The 22,093-nt window shown below is 31.0% G+C and carries 17 protein-coding genes; 3 read left to right on the forward strand and 14 right to left on the reverse strand.

The window, feature by feature from the left end:
• Positions 1–7: 7 nt before the first annotated feature.
• Both UEQ13_RS02565 and UEQ13_RS02570 read left to right on the forward strand, forming a co-directional pair.
• Positions 8–2,173 (forward strand): endonuclease MutS2, encoded by a 2,166-nt coding sequence (locus UEQ13_RS02565; RefSeq protein WP_329804831.1) that lies wholly within the window; start codon positions 8–10, stop codon positions 2,171–2,173.
• Between the two features lie 715 nt (positions 2,174–2,888).
• Positions 2,889–3,905, forward strand: coding sequence for a T9SS type A sorting domain-containing protein (locus UEQ13_RS02570; RefSeq protein ID WP_329804832.1), 1,017 nt, complete (start codon positions 2,889–2,891; stop codon positions 3,903–3,905).
• Here the strand turns inward: UEQ13_RS02570 and UEQ13_RS02575 are convergent.
• From UEQ13_RS02575 to UEQ13_RS02630, 12 genes are all read right to left on the reverse strand, one after another.
• A complete protein-coding gene (locus tag UEQ13_RS02575) occupies positions 3,902–4,567 on the reverse strand; it encodes a DUF2461 domain-containing protein (protein ID WP_329804833.1) in 666 nt (221 codons plus the stop codon). The two genes, UEQ13_RS02570 and UEQ13_RS02575, sit on opposite strands and share 4 nt — an antisense overlap.
• A 111-nt stretch (positions 4,568–4,678) precedes the next feature.
• Positions 4,679–5,695, reverse strand: coding sequence for a dipeptide epimerase (locus UEQ13_RS02580; protein WP_329804834.1), 1,017 nt, complete (start codon positions 5,693–5,695; stop codon positions 4,679–4,681).
• A gap of 94 nt (positions 5,696–5,789) precedes the next feature.
• The gene (locus UEQ13_RS02585) at positions 5,790–6,185 is read right to left on the reverse strand and encodes an acyl-CoA thioesterase (RefSeq protein ID WP_329804835.1); all 396 of its coding nucleotides are present in this window, start codon (positions 6,183–6,185) and stop codon (positions 5,790–5,792) included.
• A gap of 104 nt (positions 6,186–6,289) precedes the next feature.
• Positions 6,290–6,886: a bifunctional phosphoribosyl-AMP cyclohydrolase/phosphoribosyl-ATP diphosphatase HisIE gene (hisIE, locus tag UEQ13_RS02590; protein WP_329804836.1), complete on the reverse strand. Its 597-nt coding sequence runs from the start codon at positions 6,884–6,886 to the stop codon at positions 6,290–6,292.
• Positions 6,887–6,996: 110 nt separating this feature from the next.
• A complete protein-coding gene (gene hisF / locus UEQ13_RS02595; RefSeq protein ID WP_329804837.1) occupies positions 6,997–7,752 on the reverse strand; it encodes an imidazole glycerol phosphate synthase subunit HisF in 756 nt (251 codons plus the stop codon).
• Between the two features lies 1 nt (position 7,753).
• Positions 7,754–8,509, reverse strand: coding sequence for a 1-(5-phosphoribosyl)-5-[(5-phosphoribosylamino)methylideneamino]imidazole-4-carboxamide isomerase (locus UEQ13_RS02600; protein ID WP_329804880.1), 756 nt, complete (start codon positions 8,507–8,509; stop codon positions 7,754–7,756).
• Positions 8,510–8,525: 16 nt separating this feature from the next.
• Positions 8,526–9,107, reverse strand: a complete 582-nt coding sequence (gene hisH, locus UEQ13_RS02605; RefSeq protein ID WP_329804838.1) for an imidazole glycerol phosphate synthase subunit HisH — start codon at positions 9,105–9,107, stop codon at positions 8,526–8,528.
• A 72-nt stretch (positions 9,108–9,179) separates the two neighbouring features.
• Complete coding sequence (gene hisB / locus UEQ13_RS02610) at positions 9,180–10,316, reverse strand: bifunctional histidinol-phosphatase/imidazoleglycerol-phosphate dehydratase HisB (protein WP_329804839.1); 1,137 nt, start codon at positions 10,314–10,316, stop codon at positions 9,180–9,182.
• Positions 10,316–11,377 carry a histidinol-phosphate transaminase gene (gene hisC / locus UEQ13_RS02615; RefSeq protein ID WP_329804841.1) on the reverse strand — a complete coding sequence of 354 codons (1,062 nt, stop codon included), beginning with the start codon at positions 11,375–11,377 and terminating at the stop codon, positions 10,316–10,318. Before hisC ends, hisB begins: the two co-directional genes overlap by 1 nt.
• Before the next feature lie 15 nt (positions 11,378–11,392).
• A complete protein-coding gene (hisD, locus tag UEQ13_RS02620; RefSeq protein WP_329804842.1) occupies positions 11,393–12,676 on the reverse strand; it encodes a histidinol dehydrogenase in 1,284 nt (427 codons plus the stop codon).
• A 46-nt stretch (positions 12,677–12,722) separates the two neighbouring features.
• Positions 12,723–13,580: an ATP phosphoribosyltransferase gene (hisG, locus tag UEQ13_RS02625; RefSeq protein ID WP_329804843.1), complete on the reverse strand. Its 858-nt coding sequence runs from the start codon at positions 13,578–13,580 to the stop codon at positions 12,723–12,725.
• Positions 13,581–13,819: 239 nt separating this feature from the next.
• Positions 13,820–14,323 (reverse strand): hypothetical protein, encoded by a 504-nt coding sequence (locus UEQ13_RS02630; protein ID WP_329804844.1) that lies wholly within the window; start codon positions 14,321–14,323, stop codon positions 13,820–13,822.
• 82 nt (positions 14,324–14,405) lie between these two features.
• On the opposite strand from UEQ13_RS02630, the gene UEQ13_RS02635 reads away from it, so the two are divergent.
• Entirely contained in the window at positions 14,406–16,502 is a 2,097-nt protein-coding gene (locus UEQ13_RS02635) for an LTA synthase family protein (protein ID WP_329804846.1), read from the forward strand.
• Between the two features lie 80 nt (positions 16,503–16,582).
• On the opposite strand, the gene UEQ13_RS02640 is transcribed toward UEQ13_RS02635, so the two are convergent.
• Positions 16,583–17,707, reverse strand: a complete 1,125-nt coding sequence (locus UEQ13_RS02640) for an efflux RND transporter periplasmic adaptor subunit (protein ID WP_329804848.1) — start codon at positions 17,705–17,707, stop codon at positions 16,583–16,585.
• A 17-nt stretch (positions 17,708–17,724) separates the two neighbouring features.
• Positions 17,725–22,050 (reverse strand): CusA/CzcA family heavy metal efflux RND transporter, encoded by a 4,326-nt coding sequence (locus UEQ13_RS02645; RefSeq protein WP_329804849.1) that lies wholly within the window; start codon positions 22,048–22,050, stop codon positions 17,725–17,727.
• Positions 22,051–22,093: the final 43 nt, after the last annotated feature.

The following is a 22,093-nucleotide window of genomic DNA, read 5'->3' on the forward strand; positions in this document are numbered from 1 at the left end:
TTACACAATGATTTCAATTACCGATAAAACACTAAAAGATTTAGAATTTCATACCATTTTACAAACCATTTCTGACCGATGCAATACAGAAATTGGAATGGAAAAAGCACTTCAAATTCAGCCCTTTAAAAGTAAAGAAATCTTGTTTTCAGAATTGGCTTATACGAATGAATATGTTTCTTCGTTTACCAACAATAATGCTTTACCTAATCATGGTTTCGAAACGGTAACTAGTGACTTGAAATTACTAGCGATTGAAGATAGTTTTCTAGAATTAGCCGCAATAAAAAAGATATTAGATTTAAGTAAATCTACCAACGAATACTTGAAATTTTTAAAGAAATTCAAGGAATATTATCCCGAATTATTTCAGAAATCAGCAGAAATTGAGTTCACACCTTTTATTACGAAATCTATTGAAGAAATCGTTAATAAATACGGTGAAATTAAAGACGATGCATCTCCTGATTTAGTCAATATTAGAAGAAGTATTAATGTAGTTCGAGGTAAAATCAACCAGAGTTTTGGAATGGCTTTATCGCACTTTAATTCTTTAGGTTATTTGGATGATATTAAGGAAACTGTTGTAGATAATCGTAGGGTTTTAGCGGTTCAAGCGATGTATCGAAAAAAAGTAAAAGGTTCTATTTTAGGAAATTCTAAAACGGGAAGTATTGCTTATATCGAACCAGAAACAACTTTAACTTATTCTCGAGAATTAAACAATTTAGAGTTTGAAGAACGTGAAGAAATTATGCGAATTTTACGCGTGCTTTCTGCTACAATCAGACCTTATGCGAACTTAATTGCACAATATCAAGATTTCCTTTCCGATATTGATGTGATTGCCGCAAAAGCAAAATATGCGAATAGAATCAACGGAATTCTTCCAAAAATTAATGACGAAAAGCGTTTGTTTTTTAGAGAAGCCTTCCATCCTATTTTGCTTTTAAATAACAAAGCCGAAAACAAACCCACTTTCCCGCAAACCATTGAATTAGAAAGCAATAACCGAATCATTGTGATTTCTGGTCCGAATGCTGGTGGAAAAACCATTTCCTTAAAAACCATTGGTTTGTTGCAATTAATGTTGCAATGCGGAATGTTAATTCCGGTTCATGAACGAAGCGAAACGTTTTTATTTGATAGAATTTTAACAGATATTGGCGACAATCAATCTATTGAAAATCACTTGAGTACGTACAGTTATCGTTTGAAGAATATGAATTATTTCTTAAAGAAATGTAACGATAAAACCTTATTTTTAATTGACGAATTTGGTACAGGTTCCGATCCAGAATTAGGTGGTGCTTTAGCGGAAATTTTCTTAGAAGAATTTTACGACCGAGAAGCATACGGAATTATTACGACACATTATACGAATTTAAAAATCTTAGCTAACGAATTGCCTTTTGCTAGTAATGCCAACATGCTATTCGATGAAAAATCTTTGGAACCGATGTATAAATTACATTTAGGTCAACCAGGAAGTTCGTTTACGTTTGAAGTCGCACAAAAAAATGGTATTCCGTACGGATTGATTAATCGTGCGAAAAAGAAAATTGAAGGTACAAAAGTACGTTTTGATAAAACTATTGCGACTTTACAAAAAGAGCGATCTAAAATGGAAAAAACTTCGGTTTCCTTGAAAGAAGAAGAAACCAAAGCGCGTGAAGAAAGCAAGAAAATGGAATCTATCAATAGTAAAATTCAAGATAAATTAGAACGTTATCAGGAATTGTACGATGCGAATCAGCGTTTGATTTACATGGGTCAAAAAATTGATGATATTGCTGAGAAATACTTCAATAATAAAGATAAAAAGACTTTAATTGGCGATTTCTTAAAAGTCGTAGAAATTGAAAATTCGAAACGTAAAAAAATATCTGCTAAAGAGAAAAAAATCAAAGAAGTTGTTGAAAAACAAGTCATTGAAGAAGTCAAAGTTAAGGTAGAAGAAATTCGTATCGAGAAAAAAGAAAAGAAAATTAAGGCCAAATTGGTTCCAGAAAAACCAGTTGTAGTTTTAAAAGTTGGTGATAGAGTTCGAATGAAAGACGGAAAAGCTATTGGAACAATTGAAAAAATTGAGAAAAACAAAGTTTCTGTGAACTATGGCGTTTTCATGTCGAAAGCGAATTTGGACGATTTGGAATATGTACAGCCTTTGTAATTTACTGTACTTCAACTATTTAGTTTATCTATTTATTTCGTCTTAAACTTTATAAATAAAACTATTTATTTTTTTTTAAAAATTCATACAGGAATTATAAATTTTTTTGTAAATTCATTTTTTATTAATTGCTTAATAGTCTCATTCATCTGAAAAACAAGATATATTCATTACGAATAGAATCCCTCCAAATCTTGTTAATTTACTTTTATATATAAATTTAAATTATTTGCAGAAGATGAAAACAGCTTATGAATATTTAATTGTTGAACTGCACTATCTTTATTAGTTTACTGACACTTGGCTAATATTAAAATATGCGAATTCATTAATTTTATAATGCCGAAGAGAAAGAACTATAATACGTAAAGAAAACAATAGTTCTCAATTTTGATCAAATATCGTAGTATGAATTTTCCTGCAAAGGATTTTTTTTAATGATAATATTAATTATTCCAATATTAATGGCTTTTATATAAATCTTAATCATTGATTTACAATTAAATACGTTTGTTTTAAATTAGCAACACATATTTTTTTGTATTTATTTGTAGTTGTATTCACTTCTATTTTTGAATTAAGAAAAAATAACTACTATATGTTTTGGGATTGAATTTCAAGTATTAAAAACAAAATAATTTTTCGAAAAAAATTTCTAGTAAATGGTTATACTAATTTTTTCAAAATTTTTAAATTAACTTTAAATCAAGTATTTATGAAAATTAAATTTTTAACATTATTATTATTTTGTTTTACAATTGGAAATTCACAAGTAACTAATTTACTTAGTGGATTAAATAATGGAATTACTAATTTAGTAGTTTTTGAAAACAATATTTATTTTAGTTCTTTTTCGAATAAAACAATTTATAAATACCCTGTAACTGGAAATAGCTCACAATCTCCAGAAGTTTTTAGAGTTTTAACAAGTAATCCAACGCAATTATTATTACATAATAATGATTTATTTATTGCCACAGAGCAAACAAGTCATATTTATAAAATAAATTTATTAGCTACTGACACTACTCCAATTGAAGTCACAGACATTTATGGCCCAATGGTCATTAAAAACAACTTTTTATATGTTGGTCAGTATGTAGATTCAAAAATTGTTAAAATAAACTTATCAAATGGTATTAAAACTGACTATTTAACTGGTTATAAGCCTAATTATTTTAATCTTCAAGGAGATGACTTATATTTTACATCAAATACTACAAATAAACTATATAAAATAAATCTTATAAATAATAGTTTGAATATAATTTTACAAAATTTAAATTATGTCTCTGGAATTGTAATCGAAAATAATATTTGTTATTTATGTGAAAGTCAAGCAGATAAAATTTCATATTACGATTTAAATAGTAATCAATTCGTAAACTTTGTTTCACTAACTTCAAGTTCTTGGCCAAATGGAATAACTATTTATAATGATACAATTTATTTTATTTCAACTGTTGGTGGGCAAGTTTCTAGTATTCCAATTTCAACATTAGGAATACCAACAAATCAAAAAAAAACGTATACCATTTATCCAAATCCTACTACAGAATTATTAAATATATTAACAGATGAAATTTTAGAAGAATTTCAAATTTTTGACACAACTGGAAAAGAAGTATTAAAAGGTAAATTTGAGACTAATCACATAAATGTTACTCAGTTACAAGCTGGCGCTTATATTTTAAAAATTAAGAATTCTATAACTCGTTTTGAAAAAAACTAATACAAACTTTCCCCATTTAAATCGGTAGTCAACACATCACTCATATAATTGAAAAATGGTCGCATCGCAGCAAAAGTGGCGATTACTTCTTCTTTAAAATTTGGTGATAAGACTTCTTTGTTTGTAAATTTTCTCGTCAATAAATATTGTTTTTTTCTAATCAAATCAATATTTGGATGTGTTTTATCAAAGTTTTTTGGAGCCGTTTTTAATTCTTCACCTTGTAACGTTCCGAAGAATTTTTTGAAAGTTTCATTTCCGATAATTTCTCTTAAATCGGAAGCATCTAATTCTAATTCTTTACGGATTCGTAATAAATCTTCGTTGTTAGGTTCCCAAAATCCGCCACCAACAAAGCTGGCGTCGTTTTCAATATGCAAATACATGCCACCACGAAGCATAGGCTTAGTTCTTGAAAAACCAACAGAAAAATGATTTTTATAAGGTAATTTATCTTTAGAAAAACGCACATCTCTATAAATTCTGAACACTTGCATTTTTTCTAAACTATCGATTTTTTCTAATTCTGAAAATACTTCTGTAAAAAAAGCTTTTGCTAAGTTATTTTCGGTTTCAAAGCGTTTTTTATTTTCGGTAAACCAATCTCGGTTGTTGTTTTTGGTTAGTAAGTCTAAAAATTCAAAAGTAGATTTTGTTAGCATGTTCTTAAGTATATTTGAATTATAAAAATAGTATTTTAAACACAGATTTCACTGATTTACAGAGATTATTTAATTGATACATCAACCTAATTGGCTAATTGTCTCATTGATTTATTGGCTAATTAACCTCGCTCCTGTTCCGTTTTCGGCACTATAAACCGTTTTTCCAAAATCAATTGAAACTCCGGTTGCAATATCTTTTTCTAACAATAAAGCGCCGTCCATATCTACATAATCCAAAAACGGTAACAAATGTGCAATCGCAGAAATTCCGATAGTTGATTCGGTCATACAGCCGACCATCGTTTTCAATCCAAGCGATTTAGCTTGATGAATCATTCGTAAAGCTGGTGTAATTCCACCACATTTCATCAATTTGATGTTGACACCGTGAAAATAGTTATGGCATTTTAAAACATCTTCTTCTTCGATGCAACTTTCATCTGCAATTATGGGTAAAACAGAATGTTTAAACACTTCGGCATGCCCTAAATAATCATCCGCTTTTAAAGGTTGTTCGATAAATTCTACACCTAAATCTTTTAAAATAATAGCGTTTTTTATGGTTTCTTCGACTGTCCAACCACAATTCGCATCAACACGGAAAATGGCGTTGGTTTCTTTTCGTAACGCTTTTACGATTTCAATATCGTTTGGAGTTCCTAGTTTGATTTTATAAATCGGCCAAGGCATTTCCTTCATTTTTGAAACCATCTTATCAATGGTTGAAATTCCAATCGTATAATTTGTTAATGGATTTTTTTCGATGGACAAATTCCATAATTCATATAATTTTTTACCTTTTTTTCGAGCAAATAAATCGTGGAAAGCAATATCTAAAGCACATAACGCGAATCGATTATGAGATAAATATGGGTTTAAAGTATTCCAAAATTCCTCTGGAGAAAAGTTTCCTGATTTTTCAATTATCGGAATAATTTCAGTAATATCAGCAGCAATTTTGTAGGTATCTAATTCGTAATATGCGTTTTCAGTAGCTTCACCAAAACCAGAAATCCCATCGCTAATTAATTCTACAATTAACGTGGGTTTTATATCAAACGATAAACGAGATATTTTAAAATTGTGTTTTAATTTTAAGTCGTAATGATGAAGTTTTATTTGCATTTTATTGAGATATAAATATAGAAAAAAAGGTTCTCGATACATTTTTGTTTCGTTTCACTTCACAAAAACACTCGAACTGACGTTACTAAAAAAATTATTTAGAACCTCCTAATCGATCTTCAATAAATTCAATTTGCGTTTTTCCATGAGGTTTTGACTTTCCGTCTTCGTCTAAATTCACCATCGTGATATTATCAATCGTAATGATTATATCTCGCGTCATCATGTTTCGAACCGCACATTTTAATACTAATGAAGATTTTCCGAATTTCACTACATCGATACCGATTTCAATAATATCGCCTTGTTTAGCTGCGCTCATAAAATTGATTTCACTCATGTATTTCGTAACTACTTTCGGATTTTCCAACTGTACGATGGAATACAAAGCGGCTTCTTCATCTATCCAAGCTAATAATTGCCCTCCAAATAAGGTTCCGTTTGCGTTTAAATCTTCGGGTTTTACCCATTTTCTGGTATGAAATCTCATTTTAGTTTATAAGTTTGAAGGTTAAGAGTTTAAAAGGTTTTGTGTTGAATAGTTATGTAAATATAAAAAAAACGAAACACTAAAAACTGAAAACTGCCAACTTTTTATTTCTCTCTACTTTTCAAAACTTCCACCACATCATTTAATTTAAAACCTTTAGCTTGTAGCAAAATAAGATAATGAAACAGTAAATCAGCGCTTTCTGATAAGAATAAATCGTCGTTATTATCTTTCGCTTCAATGACAACTTCTACGGCTTCTTCACCAACTTTCTGAGCGATTTTATTCATTCCTTTTTCGAATAAAGAAGCGACATAACTTTTTTCTGAAGTCGCATTTTCTTTTCGTTCTTGAATCGTGTTTTCTAGTTTTGAAAGAAAGCTATAACTCGAATTATTTTCTTCTTGCCAACACGTATCAGAACCCGTGTGACATGTTGGTCCAACAGGATTGACTTGAATTAAAAGCGTATCATTATCGCAATCGTTTTTAATAGATACTAGGTTTAAAAAGTTACCACTTTCCTCGCCTTTTGTCCATAATCTGTTTTTAGAACGACTGAAAAAGGTCACTTTCTGAGTTTCTAATGTCGTATCTAAAGCTTCCTGATTCATATAACCCAACATTAAAACCGATTTAGTTTCATTGTCTTGTATGATCGCTGGAATTAATCCGCTGTTTTTTGTAAAGTCTATTTTCATAATAATTTGCCACGAAGGCGCTAAGTCGCTAAGTTTTTTATTTGTTTTATGCTGATTTTTTAAACGCAGATTGGAGAAATTTCTAAAATTTTAATAATCTGTATTATTTGTTATATTCTTACTTGTATGTTTTGTTCTTTCAAAAATTGCTTTAATTCTGGGATTTCTATTTCTCCGAAGTGAAACACACTGGCTGCTAAAGCGGCATCAGCATTTCCTTTTTCGAAAGCATCTGCAAAATCCTGCATATTTCCAGCGCCACCAGATGCGATAATTGGAATATTTACTAATTGTGAAATCGTATGTAAAGCTTCATTGGCAAATCCGTCTTTGGTTCCGTCATTTTCCATTGAAGTGAATAAAATTTCACCAGCTCCACGATTCGCAACTTCCACTGCCCAATCGAATAAATTAATATCTGTAGCTTGTTTTCCACCAACCAAATGCACTTTCCAAATTCCGTCAATACGTTTGGCATCGATTGCAACCACTACACATTGACTCCCAAATTTTTGTGCCAATTGGTTAATTAAATCCGGGTTTTTAACTGCTGATGAATTTATAGAAACTTTATCTGCTCCGTTTTTAAGTAAATTTTCAACATCTTCAACAGAATTAATTCCGCCTCCAACCGTAAATGGAATATTTATGGCTTCCGCAACTTCTCGAACTAAATTTAGTAACGTACTTCTTCGTTCTTCCGTTGCTGAAATATCTAGAAAAACCAATTCATCAGCGCCAGTTTCCGAATATTTTTCAGCTAATTCTACAGGATTTCCAGCATCAATTAAATCGACAAAATTTACTCCTTTTACCGTTCTTCCGTTTTTAATATCTAAACATGGAATGATTCTTTTAGTCAGCATATTATTTAGAAATTATATAGTTTTCAAGCTGTTTTAACGAAATTCTATCTTCATAAATCGCTTTTCCGATAATCACACCTTTGCAACCTAATTCGGCTAATTTAGGGATTTCGTCAAATTCTGAAATTCCACCAGAAGCGATTAATTTGATATGATTTGTGTTTTCTTCTGTATTACAGTGTTCCAAAATTTGTTTATAAACTTCAAAACTTGGACCTGTTAACATTCCATCTTTACTGATATCTGTACAAACTACATAACTAATTTTGTTTTGCAAATAGTTGTAAATGAAAGGCAACAAATCTTCTTGAGATTCTTTTTTCCATCCTGAAATGGCAATTTTCGCACCTGTTTCATATGGATTAAAATCGGCACCTAAAATCATTTTATCTGCACCAAATCTTTCAATCCATTTTATAAATTTTTCAGCATCATTAACAGCAATACTTCCTCCTGTAATTTGATTGGCACCTGAATTAAAAGCGATTTTTACATCACCACTTGTTTTAATTCCACCACCAAAATCAATTTTTAGATTGGTTTTAGTTGCAATAGCTTCTAATACTTTGTGATTCACTATTTTGCCGGTTTTTGCACCATCTAAATCAATTAAGTGTAAATATTCAATTCCATGATCTTCGAAAGATTTCGCAACATCAAGTGGATTATCGTTATAGATAATTTTTGTTTTAAAATTTCCTTTTGATAATCGCACACATTTTCCATCAATGATATCAATTGCTGGTATAATTCTTATTTTATTGTTCTTCATTTTATAAATTCAAAAAGTTTTCTACTATTTTTTCGCCCCATTTTCCGCTTTTTTCCGGATGAAATTGTACGCCATAAAAATTGTTATTTTGTAAAGCTGAAGCATATTCTAGCTCATAATTTGTATTCGCAATCGCTAAACCTGAATTCGGAACATAAAAACTATGAACTAAATACATGAATTCGTTTTCATTAATATTTTTGAATAATTCCGATTTCAAATTGTAAATCGTATTCCAACCCATTTGTGGTACTTTGACAGCATTTGAAAATTTGACAACATTCGTTTCAAAAATCCCTAAGCCTTTGGTATTTCCTTCTTCAGAAGAATTACACATCAATTGCATGCCCAAACAAATTCCTAAAACAGGTTGTGTTAATGTTGGAATAAGTTGATCTAAACCACTTTCTACAAGCATTTTCATCGCACTACTCGCCTCGCCAACTCCAGGAAAAATGACTTTATCCGCTTGTTGAATTTCGATTGGATTTTTAGACAAAACAGCTTCAAAACCTAATCTTTTTACAGCAAATTGGATACTTTGTATATTTCCAGCGCCATAATCTATTATAACTATTTTCATTTTTTTTTGGTTTCAGGTTTCAGGATTCAAGTTAATTTTATGCAAAAAACAACTTGAAACTTAAAACAAAATTTATAGCATTCCTTTTGTGCTTGGTAAAATCATCTTTTGAACATCTCGTTTTACTGCCACTTTTATCGATTTTGCGAAAGCTTTAAAAATGGCTTCAATTTTATGATGTTCATTGGTTCCATCTGCTTTGATGTATAAATTCGCTTTGGCACCATCAGTGAACGATTTGAAAAAGTGATAAAACATTTCCGTTGGCATTTGACCAATCATTTCACGTTTGAAATCGGCTTCCCAAACCAACCAGTTTCTTCCACCAAAATCTAAAGCAACCTGTGCTAAACAATCGTCCATTGGCAAACAAAAACCATAACGTTCTATTCCTAATTTATTCCCTAAAGCTTTGGCAAAAACCTCACCTAAAGCAATAGCAGTATCTTCAATAGTGTGGTGTTCATCGACTTGTAAATCGCCTTTCACTTGAATATCTAAATCCATTTGTCCGTGACGTGCGATTTGATCTAACATGTGATCGAAGAAATGTAAACCTGTGTTTATATTACTTTTTCCAGTTCCATCTAAATTGACAGCAATAGAAATATCAGTTTCATTTGTTTTTCTGATAATGGAAGCTGAACGATTTTCTAATTTTAAGAATTCGTATATTTTTTGCCAATCGTTAGTTTCAAAGGCAATTGTTTCTGCAATTTGTGCTTCATTCAGAGAAATTTCAGCGGTTCCTAAATTGGTGTTATCATTGATGAAAATGGCTTTTGCACCTAAGTTTTTAGCTAATTCTACATCGGTTAATCTGTCGCCAATTACGAAAGAGTTATTCAAATCGTATGCTTCTGAAAAATATTTAGTTAGCATTCCGGTTCCAGGTTTTCTGTTTGGAGAATTTTCTTTTGGAAAACTTTTGTCGATGCATTCTTCTGAGAAAAATACGCCTTCACCTTCAAACGTTTTCATAATGAAATTGTGTACTGGCCAAAACGTACTTTCTGGAAAAATATCCGTTCCTAATCCGTCTTGATTTGTAACTAAAACCAATTCATAATCTAATTCTTTAGCTATTTTACCTAAGAATGATAAGCATTTGGGATAGAAATACATTTTATCAAAAGCATCAATTTGGTAATCGGATACTTCTTTAATCATTGTGCCATCTCGGTCGATAAATAATACTTTCTTTGCCATTATACTACTTTTAAGGTGTTGATTAATTTTAAATTTTCAGCTGATGTTCCGATAGTAATTCGCAAACAATTTTCGCATAAAGGTTGTGTAGTTCTGTTTCTAATCACAATACCATTTTCTAATAATTGCTGATATCTTTTGTTCGCATTATCTACTTTTATCAAAATAAAATTTGCATCAGACGGATATACTTTTTCAATAAATTTAACCTGAAGTAACTGTTTAAATAAAAATTCTTTTTCTATTTGAATATCAGATACTTGCTTAATTATTTTTTTTGTATTTTCTAACTTCTCTAATGCTTTATTTTGGGTTAAAATATTTACATTATATGGAGGTTTAATTTTATTTAAAACCGCTATAATTTCAGTTGATGCATATAAAATACCTAATCGAATTCCAGCCATTCCATATGCTTTTGACAAGGTTTGAGAAATGACCAAATTCGGATAATCGTTAATTTCAGTTAGCCAACTTTCTTTCGAAGAAAAATCAATATATGCTTCATCTAAGACTACCAAACCATTGAAGTTCTTAAGTAAAGTTACGATACTTTCATCTGAAAATGAATTTCCAGTTGGATTGTTTGGCGAGCACAGAAAAATAATTTTAGTATTTTCGTTAACTTCAGATAAAATTTGTTCTATATTCGGTTCAAACTCATCATTAAGTAAAACTTCTTTATTCTCTATAGCATTCAAATTCGCTAACACGCCATACATTCCGTAAGTTGGTGGCAACGTGATTACATTATCTTTATTAGGTTCACAAAATGCACGAAATAATAAATCTAGCACTTCATCACTTCCATTTCCTAACAATATTTGATTTTTTGATACTTTTTTAATTTCAGAAAGCAATTTTTTAACCGATTTTTGCTGTGTATCTGGATAGCGATTGATACCATTTTCATTTGGATTTTCATTCGCATCTAAATAAATCATTTTTTCTTCATAATCTTGAAACTCATCACGAGCAGAAGAATAGGATTGCATGGTTTTTATGTTATTTCTAATTAATTTATCTAAATCCATTTTCGTTTCTTTTACATACTTTTCCATTGTCAGAATAATATATTAATTTACTTTATTCAATCTTAGTGTTACTGCGTTTTTGTGCGCTTGTAAACCTTCGGCTTCCGCCATTATTTCAATACTTTTCCCAATATTCTGAATGCCTTTTTCTGTAATTTTCTGAAAGGTCATTGATTTCATAAAACTATCTAAATTCACACCGCTATAGGTTTTAGCAAAACCATTTGTTGGTAAGGTGTGATTGGTTCCTGAAGCATAATCGCCCGCACTTTCTGGAGTGAAGTTACCAATAAAAACCGAACCTGCGTTTTGAATTCCGTTAATGAAGAATTCTTCGTTTTTAGAACAAATAATAAAATGTTCTGGAGCATATTCGTTGATTAACTCTAAAGCTAACTGTTCGTTTTCTATAAAAATTAATTTCGATTTCTCAATAGCTTGAGCAGCGATTTCCTTACGAGGTAATTTTTCTAATTGTGAAAACACTTCTTTTTCAACAGCTTCTAAAACTTCATTACTTGTTGTAACTAAAACGACTTGACTATCCGATCCATGTTCCGCTTGGCTTAATAAATCGGATGCTACGAAACTTGGAATACACGTTTCATCTGCATAAACCAACAATTCACTTGGTCCGGCTGGCATATCAATTCCAACACCAAATTGCGTGGCTACTTGTTTGGCAACGGTTACAAATTGATTTCCTGGTCCGAATATTTTATACACTTGAGGAATGGTTCCTGTTCCGAAAGTCATGGCTCCGATGGCTTGAATTCCACCAACTTTGAAAATTTTGGTTACACCACACAAATTGGCAGCATATAAAATAGCTGGATTAATTTTCCCTTGTTTATTTGGCGGTGAACATAAAATAATTTCAGAACAACCTGCAATTTTAGCAGGAATCGCCAACATTAAAACCGTTGAAAATAAAGGCGCGGAACCACCTGGAATATACAAACCTACTTTTTGAATAGGTCTTTTTTCTTGCCAACACAAAACACCTTCAATTGTTTCAACTTCTATTTTTTGTACTTTTTGCGCTTCGTGGAATTTAAAAATATTGTTATAAGCTACATCAATTGCCATTTTTAATTCTTTAGAAACTAAAGCATTTGCTACTTCCATTTCTTCTTTAGAAACTAAACTGTTTTCTGAAGTGCTTCCATCAAATAAAGACGTATATTTTTGTACGGCAACATCGCCTTTTTGTTGGATTTCTTTAAAAATTCCTTTTACCGTTTCTTCAATATCAGCAAAGGATTGTGTTGGTCGTTTCAAAATTTCTGACCAAGTATTTTTTGTTGGGTTGTTTATTTTTTTCATTTTGTTTGGTTTAACCGCAAAGAGCGAAATGATTTTTTTAAAAAATTTATAATACCATTTTTTCAATTGGACAAATTAGAATCCCTTCTGCTCCAGCTTCTTTTAGTTTGTCTATTACATCCCAAAATTGTTCTTCATCAATAACAGATTGCACACTACTCCAACCACTTTCTCCTAAAGGTACAACAGTTGGGCTCTTTAATACTGGTAAAATGTTTGAAACGGCTTTAATATTTTCATTAGGTACATTCATTAAAATATATTTCGATTTTTTTGAACGTAAAACCGCTTGAATTCGGAATTGCAATTTATTTAAAATGGATTTAGCTTCTTCAGAAATTAAAGGCGAAACCGCTAAAACTGCTTCACTCCAACAAATGACTTCAACTTCTTTTAATCCGTTTTTGAAAAGTGTACTTCCACTTGAAACAATATCTACGATAGCATCTGAAAGTCCGATGTTTGGTGCAATTTCAACTGAACCAGAAATTTGGTGAATATCCACTTCAATTCCATTTTTTGCGCAAAATTGGTTCACTGTGTTTGGATAAGAAGTTGCAACTCGCAAACCGTTTAAATCTTGAATGGAATTATACGTGAAGTTTTTAGGAACTGCCACAGAAACTTTGCATTTTGAAAAGCCTAATTTTTCTGCAATTTGAATGTTTTTTCCTTTTTCGACTAATAAATTATCACCTACGATGGCAATATCTACCACACCGTCAATTAGATATTGAGGAATATCAGAATTTCTTAGAAAATAAACTTCTAAAGGAAAATTAGAAGCGGTTACACGAAGTTGATCGTTTCCATTATAAATAGAAATTCCACAGTCTTTAAGCAATTGAATGCTTTCTTCATTTAATCTACCTGATTTTTGAATGGCGATTTTTAATTTACTCATTTTGTTTTAAAATTGAGTTTGAGCCAAAAGAGAAGGAATAAAAAAACCCGCTTGATTTGACTCAAACGGGTTTGTAATTTATATTTGTTTTACACACATACCAAAATTACCTCGCTTGAGCGTGGGAAAGATGATGGATATGATGTAAAGAGTTTGTAAACATTTTTGTTTTTATTGATGTGCAAATATATGGTGATTATTTTTGATTAAACAAATTATTTTGAAATTTTATAATTTGTTTAATCTTTATCATCTGTGTTTTCAACAGCAGAATTTGCTTCTGAAGCATTACTATTACTAGTATTTTCTCTAATTTCTGTATGACGAACTTCTCCTCCAGTTGTTCCAGTTTGTTTACCTAAAAACACACCAATTAATGCAACAACTAAAGCTAAATAAGAAATTAAATTAGCTTTTGCATGATTTTTCAAGTTTGTATATAATCCTAAAATAGAAATTCCACCTAATATATATAAAACTAAAGCTAATTTTTCTGCCATTTCTTCATGTTCATGAATAATTTGATCGGTTACTGATGGTAAATTTTCAGCTATTTCTTCCGCTCCTTCGCCAGTTGACATACTAACTAGTCCAAAAATTGCAGCTACAATAAAAAGAACATAAGCCACGTTTTTAATCACCGAATTTTTCATAACTATTCCGGTAATTAATATTCCTAAACCAAAAATGGTTCCAATAATTGGAAAATGGTTTACTACCATGTGTAAATGTGCGTCATTCATAATACTTAGTTTTTAATTTATAATGTTTCTAAAATGTTAATCTAACTTAAATCTGTACATTTGACAATATAATTTATTTTTTATGAAAACCTTTATAAAACACCATATTGTCTACACAAATGTAGCAATATTTTATTTAATTATCAGCTTTTTAACGAGATTAGTTTTATTATTTCACCCAATTACACAAAGTAAATTTACGGGATTAGAGATTATTAAAATATTCGGATTTGGACTCCTTTCAGATTTTTTTATTTTTATACTTATTGGTTCCATTTTGTGGTTGTATCTCATCTTTTTATCCAATTCCAAATTTAAAAAACCTTATGGCTTTATTATTCTTGGTGTTTTTGTAGCTCTTTTAGTTTACATCGCTTCCGGAAAGAGTATTTTAAGTGAATATGGAGGAGTTTTGCCAGAAATTGGTTTAGCTTTTGTGGGTTTAAAAACCTTGTTTTTTGCAGCGTTGCTATTCACAGAAAAATATAGAAAACAAATTCGTTTGGCACTATTCTCATTAACAATCTTTTTTTTTATTTTGTTAATCATTCAAAATGCCGTTAGTGAATTCTTCTTTTGGAATGAATTTGGAGTTAGATATAATTTCATTGCTGTAGATTATTTGGTTTACACCAATGCAGTAATTGGAAATATTATGGAATCTTATCCTGTTGTTCCCTTATTTGCAAGTGTTGGAATTATAGCATTTACTTCAACTTATTTTATTATTAAAAAATCAAAATCGTATTTAGAAAACTTACCTGATTTTCCAAATAAATTAAAAATTGTTGCGCTACAGGTTGTTTTGTTTTTTAGCGCTTTGTTTTTTATTCCGAAAATTTCTTCTCAACAAAATAGTAGTAATGTTTACGCTAATGAACTACAAAGTAATGGTTTACAGAAGTTTCACAAAGCATTTACCAATAGTGAATTAGATTATTTTGAATTTTACGAAACAATTCCAGAATCTCAATTAGCTGAATTAGAATCTGTAACACATATTAATTACAAACATAACATCACACATATTACTTCAAATGGTGAAGAACATAAAAAAAATGTAGTTTTAATTACAGTAGAAAGTTTAAGTGCCGAGTTTATGAAACACTACGGCAATTCAAATAACATCACACCTTTTTTAGACAAACTTGCAGAAGAAAGTTTATTCTTTACGAATTTGTATGCTACAGGAAACAGAACTGTTAGAGGTTTAGAAGCCGTAACACTTTCTTTACCTCCAACTCCTGGTGAAAGTGTGGTGAAAAGAAAAGACAATAAAAATAAGTTTAGTATTGGAAGTGTTTTCAATTCAAAAGGATATACTTCAAAATTCTTATATGGAGGCGATGCGTATTTTGATAACATGCAAGATTTCTTTGGAGGAAATGGGTATGATATAATTGATAAATCGAGTTTAAAACCTAACGAAATTTCGTTTTCAAATATTTGGGGCGTTTGCGATGAAGATATGGCTAAAAAAGCCATTCAAATTATGAATGAAGAAGCAAAAACAGGAAAACCATTCTTTAATCATTGGATGACGGTTAGTAATCACAGACCATTTACCTATCCAGAAGGAAAAATTAGTATTCCAGGAACGGCTAAATCTAGAGATGGTGGTGTAATGTATACCGATTATGCTTTGAAACAATTTTTCGAAATGGCTAAAAAACAACCTTGGTTTAAAAATACCGTTTTCGTAATTGTTGCCGATCATTGCGCTTCAAGTTCAGGAAAAACAGAATTACCAATGGACAAATACAGAATTCCTGCTTTTGTTTATGCACCTGGATTTATTCAACCACAAAAAATGGATAAATTGGTTTCGCAAATTGACTTAATGCCAACCGTTTTAGGTTTATTAAACTTTGATTATCAATCGAAATTTTTTGGTCAAAATGTGTTGTTATCCACTTATAAACCTAGAGCATTTATAGCTACTTATCAAGATTTAGGTTATATTAGTAATGATATTTTAACTATCATTTCACCAGTAAAAAAAATTAAACAATTTGATTTAATTCAACAAAAAAACGAAGTACTTGGTGCAAATTATTCTATTCTTTACGAAGAGAAACCAAAAGTAAAAATAGATGAGAAATTAAAGAAAGAAAACATAGCGATTTATCAAACGGCCTCACATATTTTAAAAACAAAAAATTACCAAAAAATAAAATAAAACTTTTATTTAAGTAAAAAAAAAAAACTTCTTGAAAAACATCAAGAAGTTTTTTTTATGTCAATTCTAATCTAAAGAAATTATTCTTCTTTATTCTTTAAAACCATTAATAACGTATACGCATCACTAATTACTAGGTTTTTATTTTGTAACGATTCATAGTTTCTAATTTCTGAAACTTTATCCGTTACAATTCCGATTTGCACTTCTTGCATAGAAAAAGACTTTTTATTAGCATCTTGTACGAAAACGAATTTCTTATCTTCAAAATCTACAATCGCATCGTTACTTAAAACAAACGCATTGTTATTATCTGCTTGAATACTAGCGTTGATGTAATTTCCTGGAATTAATCTTTTAGTTGTATTGGAAATTTTCGCATACACTTCAATAGCATTTTCATCCGAATAACTTTTGTTTACAAACTCAATTTTAGTTTCGTAAAAAACATCTGGTTGTGTATTCGTGTAGACTTTAATTTTTTGTCCGATGGCTAAATTCGCCGCGTCTTTTTCAAACACGTTTAGTTTCGCATACATGCTTTGGTTATCCATAATTTGAAATAACATGTCTGTTGCATTCACATATTTTCCAATATTCACATCAATTTTTGTAACCATTCCAGAAATTGGCGCATAAATATTTACCGATTTTGAAATCGTATTCGCAGATAATGATGCTGGATTGATATGAATTAACTTCAATTTTTCCTCTAACGATTTTAAAGTGATTTTTTGTTTGGCGAATTCACTTTCCGCTAATTGGTAATTTTTTTCACTAACCGCTTGCGAAGAATTTAATTCTTTCTGACGAGCAAAATCTTTTGAAGCATAAGCCAATTGTTGCTTCGTAGTTAAATAATCTTGTTGAATTTGAACATAAGATTGATCTTCAATAACCGCCAAAACTTGCCCTTTTCCAATTACCATTCCTGGCATTACTTTGATATTTTTAATATATCCGCCAAGTGGCATACTCACACTGGCCATTGCATTTGGCGCTAAAGTAATTTTACCATTTACTTTTATCGTACTTGAAAGCGAAGTATTCGTTAAACTTCCGATTTTAATTTTCGAATTATCTAATTGATTTTTAGTCAATTCCACTACATTTTCTTTAACAGCAGTTTCTGTTGCTGTTTCTTCTTTTTTCGACTGACAAGCTATTGTAAGCGCTACAATCAGTATTAAATATATATTTTTCATTTGTTTCGATTTAAATTTTAATTGAAATACAAGATTTGGATGATATTGTTATTATACGATTGAATTTTATCGAAATAATCTGATTTTGCTTCAAGCGCTTGGTTCATTGTCCACGACCATTCCATAAAATTAATATCTCCATTTAAAATTTGCTTGTTCGCATTCGCTATAATTGAATTGGTATTTGGTAAAACAACTGTTTCATAATAAGACAAAACTTCTTGGTTATTGGCCTGTTTCACAGCATAGGTATTCCATATTTTTTGCAATTCTTGTTGTTGCATCGTTGTTTTATCGGTTAAAATGGTTTCGTTCATTTGAATTGCTTTTTGTCGAGCTTTGTTGGCCGAATTAAAAACAGGAATTCCTAAACTCAATTGAAAAGATTGAAATCGGTCGTTTTTCCCATAAAAATTATTGTCAGCGCCATTTCCTTGCATCGTTGTACTAAAATATCCGACAGCAACATCTGGAATTAAAGCCGATTTTTCAATTTTCAAAACTGAAGTATTGGCTTGTTTTTCTAATGCTAACATTTGCAACGCTACATTATTCGAAACAAAATCTTGTGAAGGCAAATTCTCAATTTTGGCAGATTTATAAATTGGTTCGATTGGTTCTGTTATTTGTAATAAATATTGCAATTGAGCTACCACTCTGAATTTTTCTTCCTGAATTAATTTGACTTGATTTTTAATCTTTACCATATACAATTCGGCTGAACTTTTTTCTAAAGCGTTACTTTCACCATATTTCAATCGCAAATTGGCTTTCTGAATAAAAGCTGCGAAAATAGAATCTGTTTGTTTTGTTACTTTTTCTTTTTCTGAAACCACCACTAAATCGTAAAAAGCTTGTGTAATTTCTTTTTTTATGGCATTTTCAGAAAATTTATAGTTCATTTGAGCCATTTCAGCTTGTTTTTGAAACCATTCTTTTTTCTTAGCGTTGATAAATGGAAAACTGATATTTTGAGAAATCCCAAATCTGTTATCAGTATATGCACTGTTTAACTGTCCGATTTCTCCAACTAAGTTTAAACTCGGCACTTCATTTGCAGAACGAATTAAAACTTTGGCTGCTTCCACTTTTTGTTTTTCGGTTTTCAATTGAATATTATTTGAAATTCCGATATTTAAAGCTTGTTCTAATGTCATTTTATTTTGTGAAAACGAAGTCGCAGTTCCTAATAAAAGTAAAACCGTAACAATTGCATTTTTATTCATTTTGATTTCTGATTTTTGTTCGAATACCAAGTATAAAATTGGTAAAATAAACAAGGTTAAAAAAGTTGCAATTAGTAAACCACCAATTACTACAGTGGCTAACGGACGTTGTACTTCTGCTCCAGAACCATTGCTGATTGCCATTGGTAAGAATCCTAATGAAGCTACGAATGCTGTCATTAAAATTGGTCGTAATCGTTTTTTAGTTCCATTCATAATAACTTTGATTGTATCAGTGTTTCCGCTAGCTTTTTGCGAATTAAATTCGGCAATAAGCACAATACCGTTTAAAACGGCGACACCAAAAAGGGCGATAAATCCGATTCCAGCACTTATACTAAAAGGCATTCCGCGAGCGGCTAAAAATAAGATTCCACCAATCGTAGATAATGGAATTGCCGTATAAATTAACAAAGCTTGTTTAACCGATTTGAAAGCAAAATACAACATCAAAAAGATCAAAAGCAAAGAAATTGGAACCGCAATCATCAATCTGTCTTTTGCAGCATTTAGGTTTTCGAAACTTCCACCGTAAGTGATATAATAACCTGGAGGAAATTTAATTTTGGCGTTGATTTCTTTTTCTAATTCGCCCACTAAACTTTGTACATCTCTATCGGCATTGAATCCTACAACAATTCTTCTTTTCGCATCTTCCCGTTGAATTTGATTTGGACCGCTAATAATTTTAACATCAGCTAAAACATAAAGCGGAATAGTTGTTCCTGTTTTGGTTGGAATTAATAGATTTTCGATGTCAATTAAGTCTTTTTTCTCTGAATTGTTTAATTTCACAACTAAATCAAATCGTTTTTCACCTTCAAAAAGCAAACCTGCAGTTTGACCCGCAAAAGCGGTATTCACTACTCTATTGATTTCATTTACACTTAAACCATATTGTGCCATTATTGGACGTTTGTAGTTGATTACTACCTGTGGCATTCCACCAATTGGTTCTTCGTATAAATCTTTTGTGCCTTGAATTGTCTTTACAATTTTTCCGACTTTACTAGCATAAATAGAAAGTGTATCTAAATTCTCTCCGAATATTTTACAAACCACATCTTGTCGTGCACCTGTCATTAATTCGTTAAAGCGCATTTGAACAGGATATTGAAATCCGGCTGTAATTCCAGGAACATCTTTTAAAGCCTCGCTCATTTTTTCGGATAATTCATTGAAAGTTGAAGCTGATGTCCATTCGCTTTTATCTTTCAGAATCACCATCATATCGCTGGCTTCCATTGGCATTGGGTCGGTTGGCACTTCACCACTACCGATTTTAGTCACTACTTTTTCAACTTCTGGAAATCTGTCTTTTAAGATTTTAGCGGCTTTTTGTGTGGAAGCCATTGTCGTATTTAAATTACTTCCTGTTAAAACTCTAGTATCGACTGCGAAATCACCTTCTTCTAAAGCTGGAATAAATTCTCCACCTAAAAATGACATCACTACAATCGAAGCAAAAAACACAACAACTGTTGAAATAATGATTTTTCTTTTGTTGTTAATGGCTTGAACTAATCGTTTTTGGTAGATATTTTCCAAATACGCCATCATTCTTTCAGAGAAATTATTTGGATTGTGTTTTAAGTTTTTCAACACAATAGAACTCATCATTGGAATGTAAGTCAACGATAAAATAAATGCGCCAATTAAAGCAAAAGCAACTGTTTGAGCCATTGGTTTGAACATTTTACCTTCGATTCCATCTAAGGAAAAGATGGGTAAATACACAATTAAAATGATAATTTGTCCGAAAACGGCACTGTTCATCATTTTTTTAGAAGAGGATTCCACTTCATGATTTACATTTTCTTGCGTTAAGGCAATGGCATTTTCCTTTTTATGATGCGAATAAATTTGATGTATGACGGCTTCGACAATAATTACGGCACCATCCACAATTAAACCGAAATCTAACGCGCCTAAACTCATTAAATTTCCGCTTACGCCGAATAGATTCATCATAATAATCGCAAAAAGCATCGCTAATGGAATTACTGAAGCTACTAAAAGTCCGGCTCTGAAATTTCCTAAGAACAAAACCAATACAAAAATTACGATTAATGCCCCTTCAATTAAGTTTTTTTCAACCGTTCCGATGGCGTTATTTACCATTTTGGTTCGATCTAAAAAAGGTTCAATGATGACTCCCTTTGGTAACGTTTTTTGAATTTGCGCAATTCTTTCTTTTACATTTTTGATAACTTCGCTACTGTTAGCTCCTTTTAACATCATCACAATAGCACCAGAAACTTCACCTTGATCGTTATAACACATTGCTCCGTAGCGAGTGGCGTATCCGTTTTTAATTTCCGCAATATCTTTTAAAAACAAAGGAGTTCCTGTTTTTGAAGTAAGCGCGATGTTTTCAATATCTTCTTTAGATTGCAGTAAACCTTCTGTTCTAATGAATAAGGCTGTTTCGTTCTTTTCGATATAACTTCCACCTGTATTTTGATTATTACTTTCTAAAGCATCAAAAACGTCATTTATGGTTATACCATGAGCTTTTAGCTTGCTGGGTTGAATACTAATTTCTAATTGTTTTAGTTTTCCTCCAAAACTACTGACTTCGGCCACACCTTTTACACCAGATAATTGTCTTTTTATAATCCAATCTTGTATGGTTCTTAATTCTGTAGCATCGAATTTTTTTTCGTAGCCTTTTTCTGGGCGCACTACATATTGATAAATTTCTCCTAAACCTGTGGAAACTGGGCCTAATTCAGGTGTTCCCATTCCTTTTGGGAGTTGACTTTGGACTTGTTGTAACCTTTCGGAAACTTGTTGGCGTGCCCAATAAATATCTGTATCGTCATCAAAAACTATCGTAACTAATGACAATCCGAATCTTGAGAAACTTCTAATTTCTTTTAATCCAGGAATGTTGTTATTGACTTGTTCTATTGGAAAAGTTACTAAGCGTTCAATATCTGTTGCTCCAAAAGAAGGTGCAATTGTAATGACTTGAACTTGATTGTTAGTAATGTCCGGAACGGCGTCAATAGGCAATTTCTGTACGTTGTAAATACCAAATACTATTAAAGCAAAAGTAAATAACGCAATGATGAGTTTATTCTTTACAGAAAACTCAATTATTTTATTTAACATGAGAATATTTTTATTTTATGAATAATGAAATCATCAACTATAA

Source organism: Flavobacterium facile, assembly GCF_036321945.1.
Classification (GTDB): Bacteria; Bacteroidota; Bacteroidia; order Flavobacteriales; family Flavobacteriaceae; genus Flavobacterium; species Flavobacterium facile.